This is a genomic window from Cellvibrio sp. 25HG11W-0, assembly GCF_057815475.1.
In genome coordinates this window covers 4,644,866-4,663,598 of sequence record NZ_CM174230.1, presented here as the reverse complement: position 1 = coordinate 4,663,598, position 18,733 = coordinate 4,644,866, and the positions used below count along the sequence as shown (strand labels likewise).

The window sequence follows — 18,733 nt, the reverse complement described above, 5'->3', positions numbered from 1 at the left end:
ATGAATACAGCCCATCAAATTGATGAGGTCATTATTGACCTTACATTCACAACCAAACGGGCCGCGCGAAAATTTCACGCCGAGTTGCAGCGATGGATTGCGGAAGAGTTGATGGCTGAGTTAGATCGCTTGTTGTCAGACCTTGTGTATTCAGATCAACCCCTACGATTAGAGCAAGTGACGCTGCAGTTAGGTGATATTTCGGGTGGAAACTATAAGGAGGCATTCGTAACGGCACTGGAGCAACACTTAGCGGTTGAGATAAGGCCGCAACTCTATATTGTTGGCGCCTCCCGTGAGCCGGAGTCTGAGAAAAAACAATCATTCGCTCGTTTAGAGCAATTACTGGTATTTTTACGTGAAGGAAAGCTGCCTTGGCAGGCGCAAACTAATGATCAAAATATTCATCAAATCCTACTGCATGATGCACTAAAACACTATGATCTGGGCGCTATCATCATTGAGCAACCAGATGCGAATATCATTATTAAACGGCTCAGTCACCAGTTTTCCAATGGGCAATTAAGTGAACTAGCGCTTGGCTTGGTAAAGCCTCAGCAAAAATATGCACTTATGGCTTGGTTGGATTTAATTGTCGGCCAGACTGTGGTCGAACAATGTTTAAGTGTTAACAATTCGCTCGCGTTACACTGGGAGCTATTGCTGAAACTTTTGCTCTTAAAAGGTAATCAGTTTTCCAGCCTAAATACGTGGCTTATTCCCTTGGTAAGTGAGCTCGCACAACATAAACAGCAATCACTTGCACAGCTATTAATACCTTTGCATTCCCTTCTTAATACGCTGTTAAGATCGGACCCAATACAGGCTCAGCTTGCAGCACAATTGTTGCAGCATTCTAGTTCTAGGGATAAATCTTCTACAATCTCTGATTCGTTAGCGTTAGAAAGTACTTCTGTTGAGCCGCTAGCTAAGCACGCAAGGTTGCCTATTAGCGCCAGCGAAATCTCGGAAGGCGAGTTGCGGCAGATCATACCAGCCAAGATGCAGGACGCATCAGAGTTGTTGGCGCTAACAGCGCAACGTCAGTCAGTTGTCGATGTTTCATCCTTAAGCTCTGAAGAAAGCGGAAGTTTCGCTTCGCTCAGGCACGATGGTGCTTCTGTCAATTCTGAGCCTATGCGCAAACTAGCGGATGAAAATGACTTAAAGTCTGATAATTACTTAAAGTCTGATAATTACTTAAAAGCTGATAATCCTGATCAAATTGGCGAATCTGATCGGGGTATAAATCTTATTGCGATAAGAATGCGCTTAGAAGAAGTACTTTCTGGCCCTCAATTTTCAGCTGAATATAGAGAAAATTTACTTTGCGCTATAGTGCAAAAAATTACACTAACGCAAGCACCTGAGCATTATTTGGAAAATGTAATTGCACAAATAGAAGCTCAGCAAGCTATAGATTTGGATGTTGCATTACAAAAGTCTGAAATCTCACCTCTAAGTGCCGCTCAACACTCCATGGCGCAATCCGAAACGCTGTTGCTCGACGGGAAGGAAAACATTTCTCCACCAGCGCAAGACTTCAGTGCAAGTGAGGGTGAGTGCGGTGATGAAATACAGCTGCCACCTAGTGGTCACCGAGAGCTAACTAAAGTGACTCAACTTCCTATTGCAGAATTGGCGTCACTTTGTCGAGATTTGCGTAGAGCGCCAGATACTTTTTTATCTGTTACAGCCACCCTCGACTACAACTACCAACAATATCAACACTTGCTTGATTATCTCTTGCGTACAGATCTACAAATAGCGGCAGAGTATCGAGCTGATTTTTATCAAGCAATAACTTTGCAAGCTCGCAGTTCAGGCGATCCAATTCATTTATTGCGCGTAGCTATATTAAGATTGCTGCGTGGTGAGTTGTTGGATTTAGAGCAGTTGGCTCAAGAAACCACTATTAAAAGAGCGCCAGCTGCAGGTGCGAGTGACACTCCTGATGTCGTGACGCGCGACTCAGCTTCACGTGAAGATCAACTCACTACTTTGCTTGCTAGAGAAAATATTAGCACTGAAAATACTGGGGCGGAAAAGGTAACTGACGGATACCTTGAAAGTATCAATGCGCAGGATCTTTCTTACGCGTTAAATAAACAAGATCATTATGCCGAATCTGCAGAACTTAATTGCATAGGGCCGCAACCTTATATTGTTGGTACCTCCCGTGAGCCGGAGTCTGAGAAAAAACAATCATTCGCTCGTTTAGAGCAATTACTGGTATTTTTACGTGAAGGAAAACTGCCTTGGCAGGCGCAAACTAATGATCACAATATTCATCAAGCACTACTAAATGATGCACTAAAACACTATGATCTGGGCGCTATCATCACTGAGCAACCAGATGCGAACATCATTATTAAACGGCTCAGCCACCAGTTTTCCAATGGGCAATTAAGTGAACTAGCGCTTGGCTTGGTAAAGCCTCAGCAAAAATCTGCGCTTATGGCTTGGTTGGATTTAATTGTCGGCCAGGCTGTGGTCGAACAATGTTTAAGTGTTAACAATTCGCTCGCGTTACACTGGGAGCTATTACTGGAACTTTTGCTCTTAAAAGGTAATCAGTTTTCCAGCCTAAATACGTGGCTTATTCCCTTGGTAAGTGAGCTCGCACAACATAAACAGCAATCACTTGCACAGCTATTAATACCTTTGCATTCCCTTCTTAATACGCTGTTAAGATCGGACCCAATACAGGCTCAGCTTGCAGCACAATTGTTGCAGCATTCTAGTGCTAGGGATAAATCTTCTACAATCTCTGATTCGTTAGCGTTAGAAAGTACTTCTGTTGAGCCGCTAGCTAAGCACGCAAGGTTGCCTATTAGCGCCAGCGAAATCTCGGAAGGCGAGTTGCGGCAGATCATACCAGCCAAGATGCAGGACGCATCAGAGTTGTTGGCGCTAACAGCGCAACGTCAGTCAGTTGTCGATGTTTCATCCTTAAGCTCTGAAGAAAGCGGAAGTTTCGCTTCGCTCAGGCACGATGGTGCTTCTGTCAATTCTGAGCCTATGCGCAAACTAGCGGATGAAAATGACTTAAAGTCTGATAATTACTTAAAAGCTGAGAATCCTGATCAAATTGGCGAATCTGATCGGGGTATAAATCTTATTGCGATAAGAGTGCGCTTAGAAGAAGTACTTTCTGGCCCTCAATTTTCAGCTGAATATAGAGAAAATTTACTTTGCGCTATAGTGCAAAAAATTACACTAACGCAAGCACCTGAGCATTATTTGGAAAATGTAATTGCACAAATAGAAGCTCAGCAAGCTATAGATTTGGATGTTGCATTACAAAAGTCTGAAATCTCACCTCTAAGTGCCGCTCAACACTCCATGGCGCAATCCGAAACGCTGTTGCTCGACGGGAAGGAAAACATTTCTCCACCAGCGCAAGACTTCAGTGCAAGTGAGGGTGAGTGCGGTGATGAAATACAGCTGCCACCTAGTGGTCACCGAGAGCTAACTAAAGTGACTCAACTTCCTATTGCAGAATTGGCGTCACTTTGTCGAGATTTGCGTAGAGCGCCAGATACTTTTTTATCTGTTACAGCCACCCTCGACTACAACTACCAACAATATCAACACTTGCTTGATTATCTCTTGCGTACAGATCTACAAATAGCGGCAGAGTATCGAGCTGATTTTTATCAAGCAATAACTTTGCAAGCTCGCAGTTCAGGCGATCCAATTCATTTATTGCGCGTAGCTATATTAAGATTGCTGCGTGGTGAGTTGTTGGATTTAGAGCAGTTGGCTCAAGAAACCACTATTAAAAGAGCGCCAGCTGCAGGTGCGAGTGACACTCCTGATGTCGTGACGCGCGACTCAGCTTCACGTGAAGATCAACTCACTACTTTGCTTGCTAGAGAAAATATTAGCACTGAAAATACTGAGGGCGAAAAGATAAGTGACGAATATCTTGAAAGCATCAATGCGCAGGATCTTTCTTACGCATCAAATAAACGAGATCATTATGCAGAAACTATAGCACTTGATAGCAAAGAAATTGAACTTCCTATAGCTTCAGAGCCCTATCTAGACGCTGTAATTGGTGATAAGAGAGAAACAACTGAAGATGCAGCCGAAGATAAAATAGAATTACATAATGCTCAAATAGTCAGTAATGCAGATATTTCCAGTATTGAGCTCTTGAGTGTTGAGGACTTGGGGGGTGAAATATTTCCTTCCCCCATAAGACTTGATGATCTTAATAAAATGGCACTTACCCTTTTAAGCCTGAAGTTGATTCAGGGGGCAGTTTCCATTGATGAGCTACGAGGAAAAATTGGTGCTTGGCAGCATTTATTTGTTGCTTATGTACAGCAAAATTTAAATCTCCACCCTATAGAGCAGAAAGATTTGGTACAGGCTGTGCGCCGCGCAGCTTCCCTCAGTCGTTTTGGTGTGCAATTTTATCGTAGTACCCTATCGTGTTTGATTGCACAGCAACCCTTGGACTTGGAACAATTAAGGCATTCAGCTAATAAGGAGGATGCCCCCAAGTTATCTGAAAAAACATATGTGCCTGCAGAAAATATAATAGAAATTAATGGAGTGCTAGGTGCGACGAGTAATTCAAGTAAATATAATAGTTCAGATAAAGTAAGCACCTATGAGACTAATGATCCACTTAAAACAGCCGACATTTATGAAGCCATAGTCCTGCAAAAATATGGGGAGTCAGACATAAATGCTGAACAGCAACGGAATTCAAAAAATTCTCAGAAAAATATAGATAAACCTCAAAATTCTAGCGCTGAAGAAAAGCGTATTAATACAGAGTTAGCATTTTCGGGTGCGAATAAGCCCGCTATGAAGAGCTTATTAATAGAGCCCGGGCCTGATCAAGTTGACGCGTCGTCAAGTGAAAGCTCTATCCAGTCGAAGGAACATAATATTTTAGAGTCACAGGTCAATAACACCCTGAAAATTCCTGGTGTTGTGACGGGTGAACTTGGAGATTTTGTTAATCATTCGGTGCATGATTTAGTAAATAACCTGGTTGATGGTGCAGTAAATAGCTCTGTTCCATATTCTAATAAGAGCTTCCATGACGACCAGACGTTGTTTTTACAGCTCATGAGTCTGCCTTCGCTGACGAATAACCAGTTGTTACAGCTGCAGAAGATCGTTAATAGTCTTATCAGTCAAAATACTCATGCGCAGGACGCGAATACTTGGGGGCAGATACTCATGCAGCCCGGTGTGTGTGCGACCTTGGTAAATGCTTTGCCCGAGCATATTTTACATTCGCTCGTTGCGCGTTTGGCTGCAACTGACTATCCCTTTATTAATGGTGCGCTCAAACTCGTACAAGAGGCTATTGCACTTGTTTCCTTAAGCTCGACAATGAGCATTGATCGCGACACTAAGAATGCCAAATGGGAATTTATATTTTCCTATTTATTTAACCAACAACGCTTTGTGAATCAAGAAGAGCTGCTGAGGGTATTTAGCCTAAAGGTTGCCAAGGCTGCAAAAATTGAAGAACCTCAAGCTTTAGCTCAACTACAAAAATTGGTGCTGCAACGCAGTGCCTTAGCGGCAACACGTACACCAGCGCGTGCACAATTTAGTATAGATGTGGGCCAAGAGCAAAAATCACCCGTGCTCAGTGGTAGCCAGATGAGTGGGGGGCTTCATCTTAAAAATGCGGGTATGGTATTGGTAGCGCCTTATATTCCGCGTTTGTTTTCTATGTTACAGCTTACGGAAAATGGGCAGTTTATCAATATGGAGGCAGCTGAGCGTGGTGTACATTTATTACAGTATCTTGTTAGTGGTAAAACGCATACAGAAGAATATGAGTTGGTATTAAATAAAATTTTGTGCGGCATCAGCACCAGTATACCTGTATGTGCGGGTATTGAACTTAGCTTACAAGAGCAGGAGACTATGCAGCAGATGTTGCTAAGTATCATTCAACATTGGAGAGCGCTCGGTAAAACCTCTATTACTGGTTTGCGTGAAACTTTTTTACAGCGGCAAGGTTGGTTGCGTTTGGAAGAAGATGCATGGCAGCTTGAGGTAAAAGAGCAGACTTTTGACATGTTGGTGGATTCTATTCCCTGGAGTTATTCATTAGTTAAATTTAGTTGGATGGATAAGCCGCTTTATGTTTCATGGCGCAACAAGAGTTAAACCTATGGGATTTTTTAATGAAACAGTAGTGGCTGTCCCTGTGCTTGATCATAGTCAGCTTAATGCCGAAGCATTGGCGCTTGAGCTGGATTGGTTTAGTGCGGTACTCGGGCGCCGCATTGAAAGCTATTTTAATCCCAGTATTGAAGCAGCAGGAAATTTGTATGAGCTGACACCACCGGATTTGCAGCAGTGTAATTCGTCTTATGCATCCTTGGCGCGAGAGTACGACATGGGATTTTCAGAGCGAATTCTGTTAATACTCTGTTTAATTCCGCATCTTCGGCCGCAGATTTTAGATATTCTTTTTTCACAAAATACAGTGAGTGGGCGTGTTTACAGTGAGTTTGGTGGGCGTCATATAAAAAACTATGGAGGCTTTTTGCCCACGGCAGAAACAGCGGTTTTCATTCTGGCTGGTGACGATTTAGCGCTGCGCTTTGCTGCGCAACAGATGTTTGATGATCAGCATTATTTTATTCGACGCGGCATTATTCAGCTTGAGCATCAAGGTGGAGAGCCTTTCTTAAATGCGGTGATTAATATCAAAACTGAATTTCTCCAGCTTTGCACGCAGGGGCAACAACATAAGCCAGATTACAGTATTGAGTTCCCCGCTAAGTTGATTACCAGTCCCCTGAGTTGGGATGACCTGGTGCTCTCACCTGAGGTGATGGAGGAGATTGATCATCTCAATACTTGGTTGACGCATCAGCAGCAAATTGTTGAGCGCTGGGGGTTAGAGAAAAAAATAAAAGCGGGCTATCGCAGCTTGTTCTTTGGGCCACCCGGCACAGGTAAAACCCTAACCGCAACACTATTGGGGATTAATGCGGGTGTTGATGTCTATCGTATCGATCTATCAATGGTCGTTTCTAAATACATAGGTGAAACGGAAAAGAATCTCGCTAATGTATTTGATCAAGCAGAAAATAAAAACTGGATACTTTTTTTCGATGAGGCTGATGCATTATTTGGCAAACGCACTCAAACCAGCAACTCTAATGACCGCCATGCCAATCAGGAAATTTCTTACTTGTTACAGCGTGTTGAAGATTTCCCCGGTGTGGTAATTTTGGCGAGTAATATCAAAGCAAATATCGACGAGGCTTTTGCGCGTCGTTTTCAATCGATTATCTATTTTCCACTGCCGGATGAAGTACAGCGGTTACAGTTATGGCAAAAATTATTGCCGAATATCAATCAGCTTGATACAGATGTCGATTTAGGTCAGCTCGCAGAAAAGTATGAACTATCTGGTGGGTCGCTTACTAACGTTGCGCGTTATGCCGCTATTCGAGCAACGCGGTTCAAACGTAATCAGATTACGCAGGCTGATCTTATTGAAGGCATCAATAAAGAATTACTCAAGGAGGGGCGTACGCTCTGACATCCATGAATAAATTATTCACGCCTAAGGGCTTAATAGCTCAGTATGTTGCGATAGCATTGGGCATCTTATTGCTTATTGTTGCGCTGGCGACGAGAGCGGAGGATATTCCTGAGCTTAAAGCTAACACCGCTAAATGTCTTGGTTACGAGGTGCCTTATAAGCATTATCCTAAACCGGTGGTCGATAAATTTCAGGCAGATTTGTATGCTATTTATCACAATGATGCAGAATGGCGGACCGCATTTAAGCAAAAAGGTAATCCGCTTAATGATGGTTTGCTCGGGCCCATTACCTGGTCTTGGATGCAGCGCCTATGTGGGAATTTTGTTTTAGGGCAGGCTGTTGATATTCTTGCTGAGTGGCCCTTTCAGTTAGAGCGTATTAGTGGCTTTGCAGAGCAGTACCCCACAGAAATGCAACAGATTGTGAGCCCTGCTTTTACTGATTGGTGGGCTACAACGCCCTCCCCTTGTAATCTAAATGCGAGCCAAATTTTATTCAGAGGCAGTGAGCAAGAGCTATTGGCACTCTTAGCCTGTTTTAAAACGCCTCCCGCTGCCGCTGAGCCTGAGCCCGCACTTGAGGTGAAGAGCCTTGACGCCCCTGAGAATAGTTTATTTGTATTGCGCGCTGATGACTTTGAACTTTTAGCGCAGCCAGATAGTTTACGCGTTGCGCTGTTAAGTTTGGTGGAGCAACGTTTTGGCAGTGCAGCTGCTGCAACTGCCGCTGCAACCTCAGCGGTTGCTGCACAGGCACCTGCAATTCAAGCAATGGTACTCAAGCCGCTGCCACAGTTATATTCAACTGCGGTTCGATACCAGCTGACAGATGAGGTCTTGTCACAATTGTTAGACGTAGGTTTAGATCAGGCAATTTTTGTGAAATTACAAGCGCTGTCGGCGACGGTATTCACTAGCGAAACTGAACTGAATGCCGCACTTGATACCATATTTTCTGAGCTAAAAACGGCAACTGTTACTAAGCCTTCATCGAGCCGAGAGGTGGAGCATAAAAATGCTGATCAATCCATTGCCGCAACGAATCAGGAGGCTACTCCAGCGCTTACTCAAGAACTCAGTCCAGAGGCCGATGTGTCTGGAGTTATGTCAGTACAGCCTTCAGCGTTAAATGAAACCACCATAGCAGTTAATCGCTACAGAATTCTGCAGGCAAGCAAAGTTGAAACAATTCAATTTGAGCGCGCTAAGCTTAAAGCGCTCTATATGGATATCCGCAAGGTAAATCCACTCATGTCCTTCCCGCCGCAATTACTCAAAATTATGCGTAGCTTGCAGGATGTTGAGTTTCCTGAAGGGGAGCTATTACATCTGGCTATTCAAAGCGTCATCATGAAAAGCTCAAATTTCTGTAAGCTCGACAAATCAAAAACCATTGATGTGAGTTTGGTGCGTTTAAGTGATGCAGAGCGCCAAGAATTAACCGATGAAATTGTTAGCTTTATTCCTGTTCTTACTCCGTCAACAAAAACAGAACAGGTGTGTGGCAGTTATCACTTTGAAAAGCTTGCGGCTGAATATGATTTGTTATTGAGGCCAGCAATAAATGCGCTCTATGTCGAGCCCATGCCTGACTATGCACATCAAGCTATTCAGTGGGATGGCAGTGATTGTGGTTGTGTGCCTAAACAGACATCAACGACAGCTTATGGCATTTACCCTTATTGGCATACCACTGCTGAGTTGCAAAAATATGATTTTAGTACTTTTAATCGTGTTGCCTATTTTGGTTTAAGTTTTAATCGAAGCGGGCAACTGCAGCAAATAAAAGCAAAAAATCAGGCACAAACACTGGTGCAAGATCCTAGTGACGAAGCTAAGGCATTTATTCGCAAGGCGCGAACTTACGGCAGCAAAGTAGATTGGATGATTCATAAGGATTGGCATAATTTTAACAGTGAAGATCCTACAGAGATGAGTAGCCTTGCACCTATGCTTAATAGTTTGCGCTTGAATATAGTTAATTTTTTGCGCGAAAAGCTTAGCGATCCTGCATCTCGCTTTCGACCCCTCAGCTCTTTGGGGCTAACTGGGCAGCCGCGCAATGGTGATGGCGTTACGCTCTACTTTCAGCATTTTCCGACGGATGAGAAATCCCAGCAAGAGTTTGAAAAATTCTTTGTCGCGCTCAAAGCAGATTTGAAAGAAGCCAGTGATGAAATAAACACAGGGCACAGCATAGAGCAGAGTTTCTATCTGAACCTTGTTGTGGATCAATCGAGCTTTATTGACAGTAAAGGTGTATTTAATAGCGCAAACCTAGAGCGGCTGCTTAATGTACAGCAGTTGTTTGAACAGAATCTTTCGTTGATAGAGATGCAAGAAAAAGTAAAATCTATCATAGTGCTGCTGCTTGAAAGCCCCTATTACAACTCTTTAGATGAAATATATGCCCAGACTAATGCCACCAGTCGAGCAGTGATTATGCCGTTAATGATCGATGATTTTTCCGACATGCAACAGCCAGCCAATAATAGTTTGCTACGTGATAATCGCTTTAAAAAACTGGATTACATTAATGAGAGCTTCGGTGGTGCTGCATTTTGGCCTATTCCGCGTTGGGATCAACCAGGCTATGAGGGCTTTAATCGCTATATTGCGACAATATTTGCGCCCGGCTATGCCGAGTCCTATTGGAATAAATATTTGTGTGTCTACCGCTGGCAATTTATCAGTGTGTTAAATATTTGGCTGTTGGTGGCTTTATGTTTAGTGGTCATAGTGTTTTATTTATTCCCCTATAATTGCCAAAAATTACCTAGCTTATTGCGTCCTCTTACGCGGCCAATTCCGTTGCTTATATTGCTTTTACCTCCCCTCATACTATGGGTGTATCTGTTGGTGGCAGATGCATTATTTCCCATAATATCGACGACAGGTGTGCTTTGCATGTTGTTGTGGGTCTTGAGTATTCGTGCGGTATATCTCTATGTGAAGTCATTGAATCAACGCAAGCCAAGTCGACAATGGGCTCTGGCTGCTCAGCCTATTGTGATTGCAAAGGCTACACCGCGCATTACCTTGAATTCGGATCTAGATGAGGATTTAGTGGAAGATGAGATGGATACTAGCGCAATAAAAAATACACCAAATGATAAATCGTAAATTCCTTTTCAAAAGGAATTCAGGCTAGGGTTATAAACTTAATGTGCACACGAATAATAATGATAGTGCTTGGGTTGTGGTCCGCCATGGCAAGTTACACTGCCTCAGCAGAGGCAGATTGTCTGCCGAGTACGCCAGTGCGTGTGGTCAAGCTAGGTATGAGTACAGCTTTAAGTGGACCGGGGCAGCATTTGGGTTTGGCTATGCTCAAGGGGGTGCAGCGGCGTTTGGCAGAGGAAAATTGTCAGGCTTTTTGGCGCACACAGGGTATTCGCTTTGATCTTAAAGTATTGGATGACAGCTATGACCCTGAGGTGGCCGCTGCTAATGCCACCGAATTAATCGTGCAGGAACACGTTATTGCCTTAGTTGGTAATGTAGGGACACCCACGGCTGAGCGGGCGTGGAAAATTGCTGATAATGCACAGGTTATTTATTACGGTGCCTATACCGGCGCTAATATTTTACGGCTAACACCTCCTGCGCCTTTTGTATTTAACTATCGCGCATCTTACGATCAAGAAATGAAGACAATCGTTGATGAGGTTATTGCGCGCGGAATTCCTGTTAAGCGGATAGCCTTGTTTTTGCAAAATGACGCTTTTGGCAATGCGGGGTTAGCAGCAACGACAAAGGCACTTGGTGAAATTTGTAACGACTGCGCGCGTAATATTTTTGAAATGCGCTATGAGCGTAATACGCTCAATATAAGCGACGCACTCAAGGCGTTTATAGAGCGAAGCCCAAAACCTAAGGCGGTAATTCTTGTAGGCGCGACTGAGTCCAGTGCTAAGTTTATTCACTTTGCGCATCCTATGTCACCCAGCACGCTGTTTTATAGCTTGTCCTTTACGGGGGCAACAGCACTTGCACAGCAATTAGGCGACACATCGGCACAGGTATATATGAGTCAAGTGGTTCCCGCTGTAAGTACAGAGGGGGGATTAAATGGTGCCGTAGGTTTTAATGAAGTTGCTCGTGAAGGATATTTGGCAACTGAGGTGTTATTTAAAGCACTTCGCTCTATAAAAGGTGATATTAACAGCGAAGCCTTACGCCAAAGTCTATTGAATATAGAACGACAGCTAAATGTTGCAGAAGATTTGCATAATATGCCTGTTAACACGGGAGCTATAGTCGCAGCTGATGTGATTAAAGAAACTAGCTGGCAAGAAGATACTGTTAGCTACACGGTTGTCAAAGAAAAGACAGTGGATCAGCAAATCATGGATTTTGTGTGGTTGGCAAAATTAAAACAGAATAAAAGTAATATTGGACTGCAGCCATGACGCTTGTACAGAAAAGAAATTTGCTCAAGGTTAGTGTGTTTGGCGTTACCGGTATGTTGATTATTTTTGGGTGTATTCAAGCTTACTTTCTCTATGGGACGCATCAAGAACATTTGCAGAAATCGCAACGCTGGGCTGAACAACAGACGCAATCTATAGCGCAAGATCTTTCTAGTAAAATTAGTTATGTCGCAACTATTGCCGATGAACTGGCAGACAGTTTGAGCGACGCTCGCTGTAGTCCCTGTCATCTCGAAGCGCAATTAAAATCTTTCTATTTAAAGCACAGTGACTTCACTAGCTTAGGGTTGGCGTTTGATGCGGCTAAGTCGGGTACTGAATTTCGGCTGTACGCACCTTTCATTCGTACCAATTCAGTTGGTGCTGCCATTGAACGACTTGATAGTTACTATGATTATTTAGCGCCTCAGAATATACATTATGACGATTTGCAGCGTGTACCCGAAAGCTGGTATAGCGCAGCTCAACAACATGAGCGACAATGGTTAACCCCCTTTTATGACGTCGCACTGGATACTCATGTCATTCGCTATACAGCTCCGCTATTCAATAAAAGCAAAGAAAAGATTGGCTTAGTGTTTGTAGATATTAGTTTGGAATGGTTAAGCGAGCAGATCGAACACTATGATTTAAAGGATAATAATTACTTGGGTTTGTATACGCAGCAGGGCCAAGAACTTTATTACAGCCTCAAAGGTATAAGACAGATAACTAAACAGCTCGCGAATAACACTGTTATAAAAGCTGAAAACAGCGCGGGCATTAATATACTGACAGGTGATTCAGCTTGGCATAATCGTGAGCTTCTTGCCGCTACGCAATGGATTTTGCAAACGACTATTTCTGCCAATACCTCAGTTGCCATTAATGGGCCTCCTACAGTTAATGGGCTTACCCAAGAGCTAGATAATACCGATGCCCTAAAAGGTCGTGACCGCTCATGGCATATCTTGGCCGCCAATAACCCTGTGGCTTGGGTTAGCCTCTTGGTGATGATTGGAATTCTGTTTTTTTCCTGTCTTAGATTGCTGCGCAAGCGAACATCTGAACTGCAGTTGTGGTTTGATACGGCGGTCTATACCTGTATTTTTTCCTTAGGCGTGGTCACCATTTGGATTTTTGAATATGGTTCAATTGCAAGTAAACCTGCTAACACCACGGTGCTGGCTAATAAAGCGATCGTTGAAAAGTATGAGCGCGACCACGCGCTGAGCTCGCTAGCATCTCACGACAAAGCCCCTACCTATGTTCCTGTTGGTTTATTCATTCAGTCAATCGAGTTCTTAAGTGCAAGTAATGTAAATATCACCGGTTATATTTGGCATAGATATCAAGAGGGGCAGGAATCAGATTATGCTGTTGGCACTATTTTTCCTGAGGCTATTACCACGAATATCAGTGTGGCTTATGAGGAAACCAATCAGGGAGAAACGCTTAAAGGCTGGTATTTTGAAACGACACTGCGAGAAAATTTTAGTCCGGATAAGTTTCCGTTAGATCGCCAATCAGTATGGATTAGATTATGGCATGAGAAATTAGGTGAAAATATTGTTTTAGTGCCTGATTTTCTAGCTTACGATAGCCTTAATACGCGCTCACTGCCGGGCATAGAAAAAGATTTTGTACTCTCCGGTTGGTCCTTGTATAGATCGTATTTTGAAATGCGCGAAAATAATTACAATACTCGTTTAGGCGCTGCCAATAGTTCTTCGGGTGGTGCAGTGCCGGAGCTTTATTTTAATATTGAAATTATGCGCAATTTCATTAATCCATTTTTAGCGCATTTATTTCCGCTGTTGGTAGTGGTACTTATGCTTTATGCCATTGTGATTACTATGTCGACGGATCATGAGAAAAAGGATTTTTTAGGTTTTAATGCGGCTGGTGTAGTTGCCTCTTGTTCAGCATTATTTTTTGTGGCGCTGATTGCTCATGTGCAGATGCGCAATGAGTTAGCGGCAAATTCAGTCGTCTATTTGGAATATTTTTATCTCATTACCTATGTGGTTATTTTGTTGATTACCACCAATGCGGTGTTGTTATCGCTCAATGTAAAAATATGGTTTATTCAGTTTCACGATAACCTTTTACCCAAATTAATCTATTGGCCCGCGCTAACGGCAGCGCTATTTCTGTGCACTGTATGGACTTTTAGGTAAGTTTAAATATCTTTCTCGCGTGCGGCGGCTTGGTGCTGCCCTTCTCTTCTCCCCTGTGGCCAATTTAGGTTTTAGCTATACCGAGCTTAGGGTCGCAGTGGTTGTGCTGTCTTACCACTTATTAACAATTCTTTCGTCTAATCCCCTCTATAATGCCCGCGTATTTTCTGGTTTTTCCCTCGTGTTTTTTCTGTCGGAGTTTCGGTGGCCTCTTTTTCAATAAAATTAATGCAGTCAGTGCAGGCCAATAAAGCCTTTTGGTTTACCGTGATGGCGTTGGCATTGCCGGTAGCGGCGCAAATGCTATTGCAGTCGCTGCTGGGTATGGCCGATGTAATTATGGTGGGCGATTTAGGCTCAAGCGCTATAGCGGCAGTGGGGCTGGCCGCCAAAATTCATTTTTTATTATTGGTATTGATGAGCGGTTTGGCGACGGGGTGCAGTGTGCTAATTGCGCAGTATCTTGGCGCTGGCGATATCAATCGCAGCCAAAAAACCTTAGCGGTTACGCTATTTGTGGGTAGCGCTATTATGCTGCCCTTGGCATTGCTATTTGGGTTTGGCGCCAGTACGTGGGTGCAGTGGATTAATCCCGACCGCGACGTTACGCTCTTAACGGCGCAGTATTTGATCATTACGGCTCCGGTATTGTTAATCACCCAGTGGATTGTAGTGTATGAGGCTTCTCTGCGTGCCCTCGGTCAGACCACTATGCCTTTGGTGGCAGGTGTGTGCGCGGCCTTGGCTAATATTGCATTAAATTACGCACTCATTGGCGGTCACTGGGGCGCGCCAGCCCTAGGGGTTGCCGGTGCGGCTTGGGCGACGTTGTTCGCGCGCTTGCTACAACTGGCGATAGTCTTGGGTTGGGTTTATTGGCGCAAGCAGTTGTTTGCGTTAAACCTTATACAGTTGCGCGAGGGTATGGATAAATTTCATATTCGTCGCTACTTAGCATTTTCACTTCCCTTGGTTGCTAACTACGCGATTTGGGCCGTGGGTAATGCGGCCTACCATTTAATTACTGGTTTTGCGGGCACCGAAGCACTTGCGGTGATGGGTGTAATCGTACCGGTAGAGAGTGCTTTTTTTGCGTTGTTTGTGGGGTTGGCGAATGCATCGGCGGTATTGGTGGGACGCGAACTGGGGGCTAATCGCCATGAGGAAGCATGGCGACTCTATAAATTTTTTGATCGATTGACCCTAGGACTGCTGGTGATGTTTTGTGTTGCGCTCTGGTTTATGCGGCCGTGGATACTCTCGATCTTCGATCAGTTAGATGCGAAGTCTATGCATCTGATGATGAACACGCTCGGTATTTTTTGTTTTTTTGTATGGCTGCGAGTGCTCAATATGACACGTATTATTGGCGTGCTGCGCGCAGGTGGCGACAACCGCTTTACGCTTATTACTGACTCTATAGTGATGTGGGGTTTTGGCTTGCCAATTTATGTGGCAGCGGTATTTTTTACCGATGTGAGTTTTGTGTATTTGTATTGTTTGTTGTACTTAGAAGATGCGCTGAAATTCATTCCCGTTGTGAAGCGGATTATCAGCCGTAAATGGATGAACAATTTAGCGCATCATTAATGGCGATGAGTACTGTACCGAGCAAATGACTGCGTATTTTTATACGCGAAGACTGAAGTTCAGGGAGTCTATTTTTACCAAGCTATGTTTACCGAGCTATTTTTTCTAACATAGTTTTTTGCGTTCTCAGTGTTTATCTAATGAGGGTTTGTTATTTTTGGCAATCGCAGGATGCTCATGCGCCGTCTGCCACTCTAACCAAAACGCTTTAGCCTCGGCCGCGGGCATCGGTCGTGCCCAGTAGTAACCTTGAGCTTGAGTGCAGCCCAAGCTGCGCAGGAGCGCGGCGGTGGGAGCATCCTCTACCCCTTCTGCAATAGTTTTGAGCCCAAGGCTGGTGGCCATTTGAATGATGGCGCGCACTATGGCGGCATCATCACTTTTATCTTCCATTTTGCGCACAAATGATTGATCTATTTTGAGCGACTCTACTTCAAATTTCTTCAGGTAACCAAGGTTCGAATAGCCTGTACCGAAATCGTCTATTGATAAATGCACACCTTCACTGCGCAATGCCGCGAGGGTGCTGGCAATGCGCTCGTTGTCGTCGATCAGCAAGGATTCAGTGAGCTCTAACTCTAGAAATTGTGGGGCTAAATCTACGTCGGCGAGCGCATTGCGCACTATGTGCTCTATGTTGCCACGCTTGAACTGTATCGACGAAATGTTGACGGCAACACTGAAATCAATAATGCCATCTTGCTGCCATAGTTTTGCTTGGCGGCAGGCTTGGTTTATCACCCATTCACCCAATTGAATAATTAGCCCCGATGATTCGGCGAGGGGAATAAAGGTGGCTGGTGAAATGAAACCCTGTTCGGGGTGCTGCCAACGCAATAGCGCTTCAAAGCCACAGAGCTTGTTATTACCGAGGGTGATTTTGGGCTGATAATAGAGTTCAAATTGTTGTTCAGCTAATGCTTTGCGCATGCCTGAAATTAAATTGAGATGGTCGAACATGTTGTGGTTAGTTGCTTGATTAAAAAAGCGAAAACTATTGCGCCCAGAATCTTTGGAGTGATACATGGCGATATCGGCTTTTTTAATCAGCGTATCAAGGTCTTCGCCATCTTGTGGTGCGAGTGCGATGCCGATAGAACAGGTGCAAAATATTTCGATATTGCGGTAGTGATAGTTTTCAGAAATTAACTGAAGTATGTCGAGGCTCGCTTGAGAGGCAGCGTCGCTGTCTTCTATATTCGGTAAAAAGACAATAAATTCATCGCCGCCATAGCGACAAACGAGTTCTTCTCTGTCGGTGTAGTCTACGAGACGGCCCGCAACTTCCATGAGTATATGATCGCCCGCTTGATGCCCAAGCGAGTCATTGATTGGTTTTAAATTATCCAGATCGATAAAAATAATACCGACGAGTTTCCCTTGCGCTTTAGAATTTTCAATAATGTGGGAAAAGTTTTTTTGGGCTTGTATGCGATTGGGTAAATTGGTTAATGCATCGTGCATGGCCATGTACTCAATGTGAACCTTGGCCAGCTTGACGCGCTCATTTTCTCGCGCCAACTCCTCAAGCGCAGCGTTGTGGTCTTTGACTAACAGTGAGGCGCTAAAACTGATGATCGAAAAAACAATAGTAATCTGTATTCCGGTTGCAAGTGTTGTGGGTTGTACCAGGTTTACATGTAGCCCAAGGTGATTGCTATAGGCAATGACGAAACAGACGGAAATAATGATGGCGGTGAGCACGTAAAGTTGTTGTTTATTGCCAAGGAGCGCGGCAAAAATTAACACGCCACAAAAACCAATGGTGGATATGTCGCGCAAGCCGCTGCCCTGCCACGCAATCAATGTCAGCATAAAGGTGAGTACGCTGAGCAGCACCCAGGACGCAGCAAGAAGTTTATTTTTGACAAGCAACCAGTCAACCAGAAAAAGTGATAAACCGGTACTGATCAGGATAATGGCTTCGCGCATGTTTGCTTGCACGAGGGTGATAATGCTGATCAGTAACAGGGCCGCTTGTGTAGCGCGCAATACCTGCACTAAGCGAAGCTTGCGCTGCTTAGAGAAGTCGTCTTGCACTAGGCTAAATGGCGGGGGTTTCTTCACGTGATCAGCCTAAGGGTTGAGCGCCAGATGGGCGCCGATTAAGTGATTTTGTGTTGGTTGTATGATCTTCATGACAGGCTATTAATGCAGTCAAGGCTTAGTAGTTATAGTTGATGAGCGCATAATCCGCGAACTTAAGCGCGGATTTATCCAGTCCATTTATCTCTAAACATAAAGAAAACAGCCCCGAGTAGGCATAAGCCCGCCCAGAGATAATCGAGTTTGAGTGGTTCTTTAAGGTAGAAGAGTGCGAAGGGTACAAAGACGCTGAGGGTGATGGCTTCTTGCAGTATCTTCAGTTGGCCCACGGTCATTACGCTGTAGCCAATGCGGTTGGCGGGCACCTGCAGTAGGTATTCAAATAAGGCTATCCCCCAGCTGATGAGCGCAGCTATAAGCCACGGCTTATGGTTAAGAGTTTTAAGGTGGGCATACCAGGCGAAGGTCATGAAAATATTGCTGCAAAACAATAGACCTATGGAGATCAAACTGGCGTTCATGGAGGGCGCTCGCTTTGCTCAGTGCTTTTGTGATTTAAGGTTTTTGTGCTGTTTTTGGCTCCTTTGCTAAATCTTTTTGGGCATCGACGAGAGCTTGATCAGCTTTTTGCCCAGCGGTGTAGGAGCTGATGATACTAAGAATCCAACTGGCGAGTAGCACCCAGCGGCCTTCCTGCCAAACACTCGAGGCGTAAATCGCATCGTGCAATTGCGTAGCCATTTGTAGTATGTCCAATCGTTCCGGATGCTGCGTTAACTCGGCACTGATGAGCGCCGCTTGTTGTTGTAAGAATTGGAAAAATAAAAATAAGATGAGGGCCGCCGGCAGTGCAAATATGCAGCCGCGAACGTAAAGTCGCAGGGAGAAGAGTCCTGCACCGGGAAAGACAAGCGCTGAGAGCAGCGCGGCACGCAAGGCTTTGGTCATAACAGTAGT

General features: G+C 44.3%; 9 protein-coding genes. 6 read left to right on the top strand and 3 right to left on the bottom strand.

Translation table 11 applies throughout. The annotated features are described in order from the left end of the window. From AC0KUT_RS19570 to AC0KUT_RS19545, 6 genes are all read left to right on the top strand, one after another. Nucleotides 1-6,153 (top strand): contractile injection system tape measure protein, encoded by a 6,153-nt coding sequence (locus tag AC0KUT_RS19570; protein WP_488832191.1) that lies wholly within the window; start codon nucleotides 1-3, stop codon nucleotides 6,151-6,153. Between the two features lie 4 nt (nucleotides 6,154-6,157). After that, nucleotides 6,158-7,543 carry an ATP-binding protein gene (locus AC0KUT_RS19565; protein WP_488832190.1) on the top strand — a complete coding sequence of 462 codons (1,386 nt, stop codon included), beginning with the start codon at nucleotides 6,158-6,160 and terminating at the stop codon, nucleotides 7,541-7,543. Nucleotides 7,544-7,548: 5 nt separating this feature from the next. After that, nucleotides 7,549-10,671: a hypothetical protein gene (locus tag AC0KUT_RS19560; RefSeq protein WP_488832187.1), complete on the top strand. Its 3,123-nt coding sequence runs from the start codon at nucleotides 7,549-7,551 to the stop codon at nucleotides 10,669-10,671. Nucleotides 10,672-10,757: 86 nt separating this feature from the next. Then, the gene (locus AC0KUT_RS19555; protein WP_488832185.1) at nucleotides 10,758-11,960 is read left to right on the top strand and encodes an ABC transporter substrate-binding protein; all 1,203 of its coding nucleotides are present in this window, start codon (nucleotides 10,758-10,760) and stop codon (nucleotides 11,958-11,960) included. Next, nucleotides 11,957-14,140, top strand: a complete 2,184-nt coding sequence (locus AC0KUT_RS19550; RefSeq protein WP_488832183.1) for a cache domain-containing protein — start codon at nucleotides 11,957-11,959, stop codon at nucleotides 14,138-14,140. Before AC0KUT_RS19555 ends, AC0KUT_RS19550 begins: the two co-directional genes overlap by 4 nt. 228 nt (nucleotides 14,141-14,368) lie before the next feature. Beyond that, nucleotides 14,369-15,730, top strand: a complete 1,362-nt coding sequence (locus AC0KUT_RS19545) for an MATE family efflux transporter (protein ID WP_488832181.1) — start codon at nucleotides 14,369-14,371, stop codon at nucleotides 15,728-15,730. 126 nt (nucleotides 15,731-15,856) lie between these two features. Here AC0KUT_RS19545 and AC0KUT_RS19540 read toward each other — a convergent pair whose 3' ends face one another. The 3 genes from AC0KUT_RS19540 to AC0KUT_RS19530 form a co-directional block, all read right to left on the bottom strand. Beyond that, on the bottom strand, nucleotides 15,857-17,797 hold the full coding sequence (locus tag AC0KUT_RS19540; protein ID WP_488832179.1) for a putative bifunctional diguanylate cyclase/phosphodiesterase: 1,941 nt from the start codon (nucleotides 17,795-17,797) through the stop codon (nucleotides 15,857-15,859). A 146-nt stretch (nucleotides 17,798-17,943) separates the two neighbouring features. Continuing rightward, nucleotides 17,944-18,297 (bottom strand): DMT family protein, encoded by a 354-nt coding sequence (locus AC0KUT_RS19535; RefSeq protein ID WP_488832177.1) that lies wholly within the window; start codon nucleotides 18,295-18,297, stop codon nucleotides 17,944-17,946. 34 nt (nucleotides 18,298-18,331) lie between these two features. Further along, entirely contained in the window at nucleotides 18,332-18,724 is a 393-nt protein-coding gene (locus AC0KUT_RS19530) for a hypothetical protein (protein WP_488832175.1), read from the bottom strand. Between the last annotated feature and the right edge of the window lie 9 nt (nucleotides 18,725-18,733).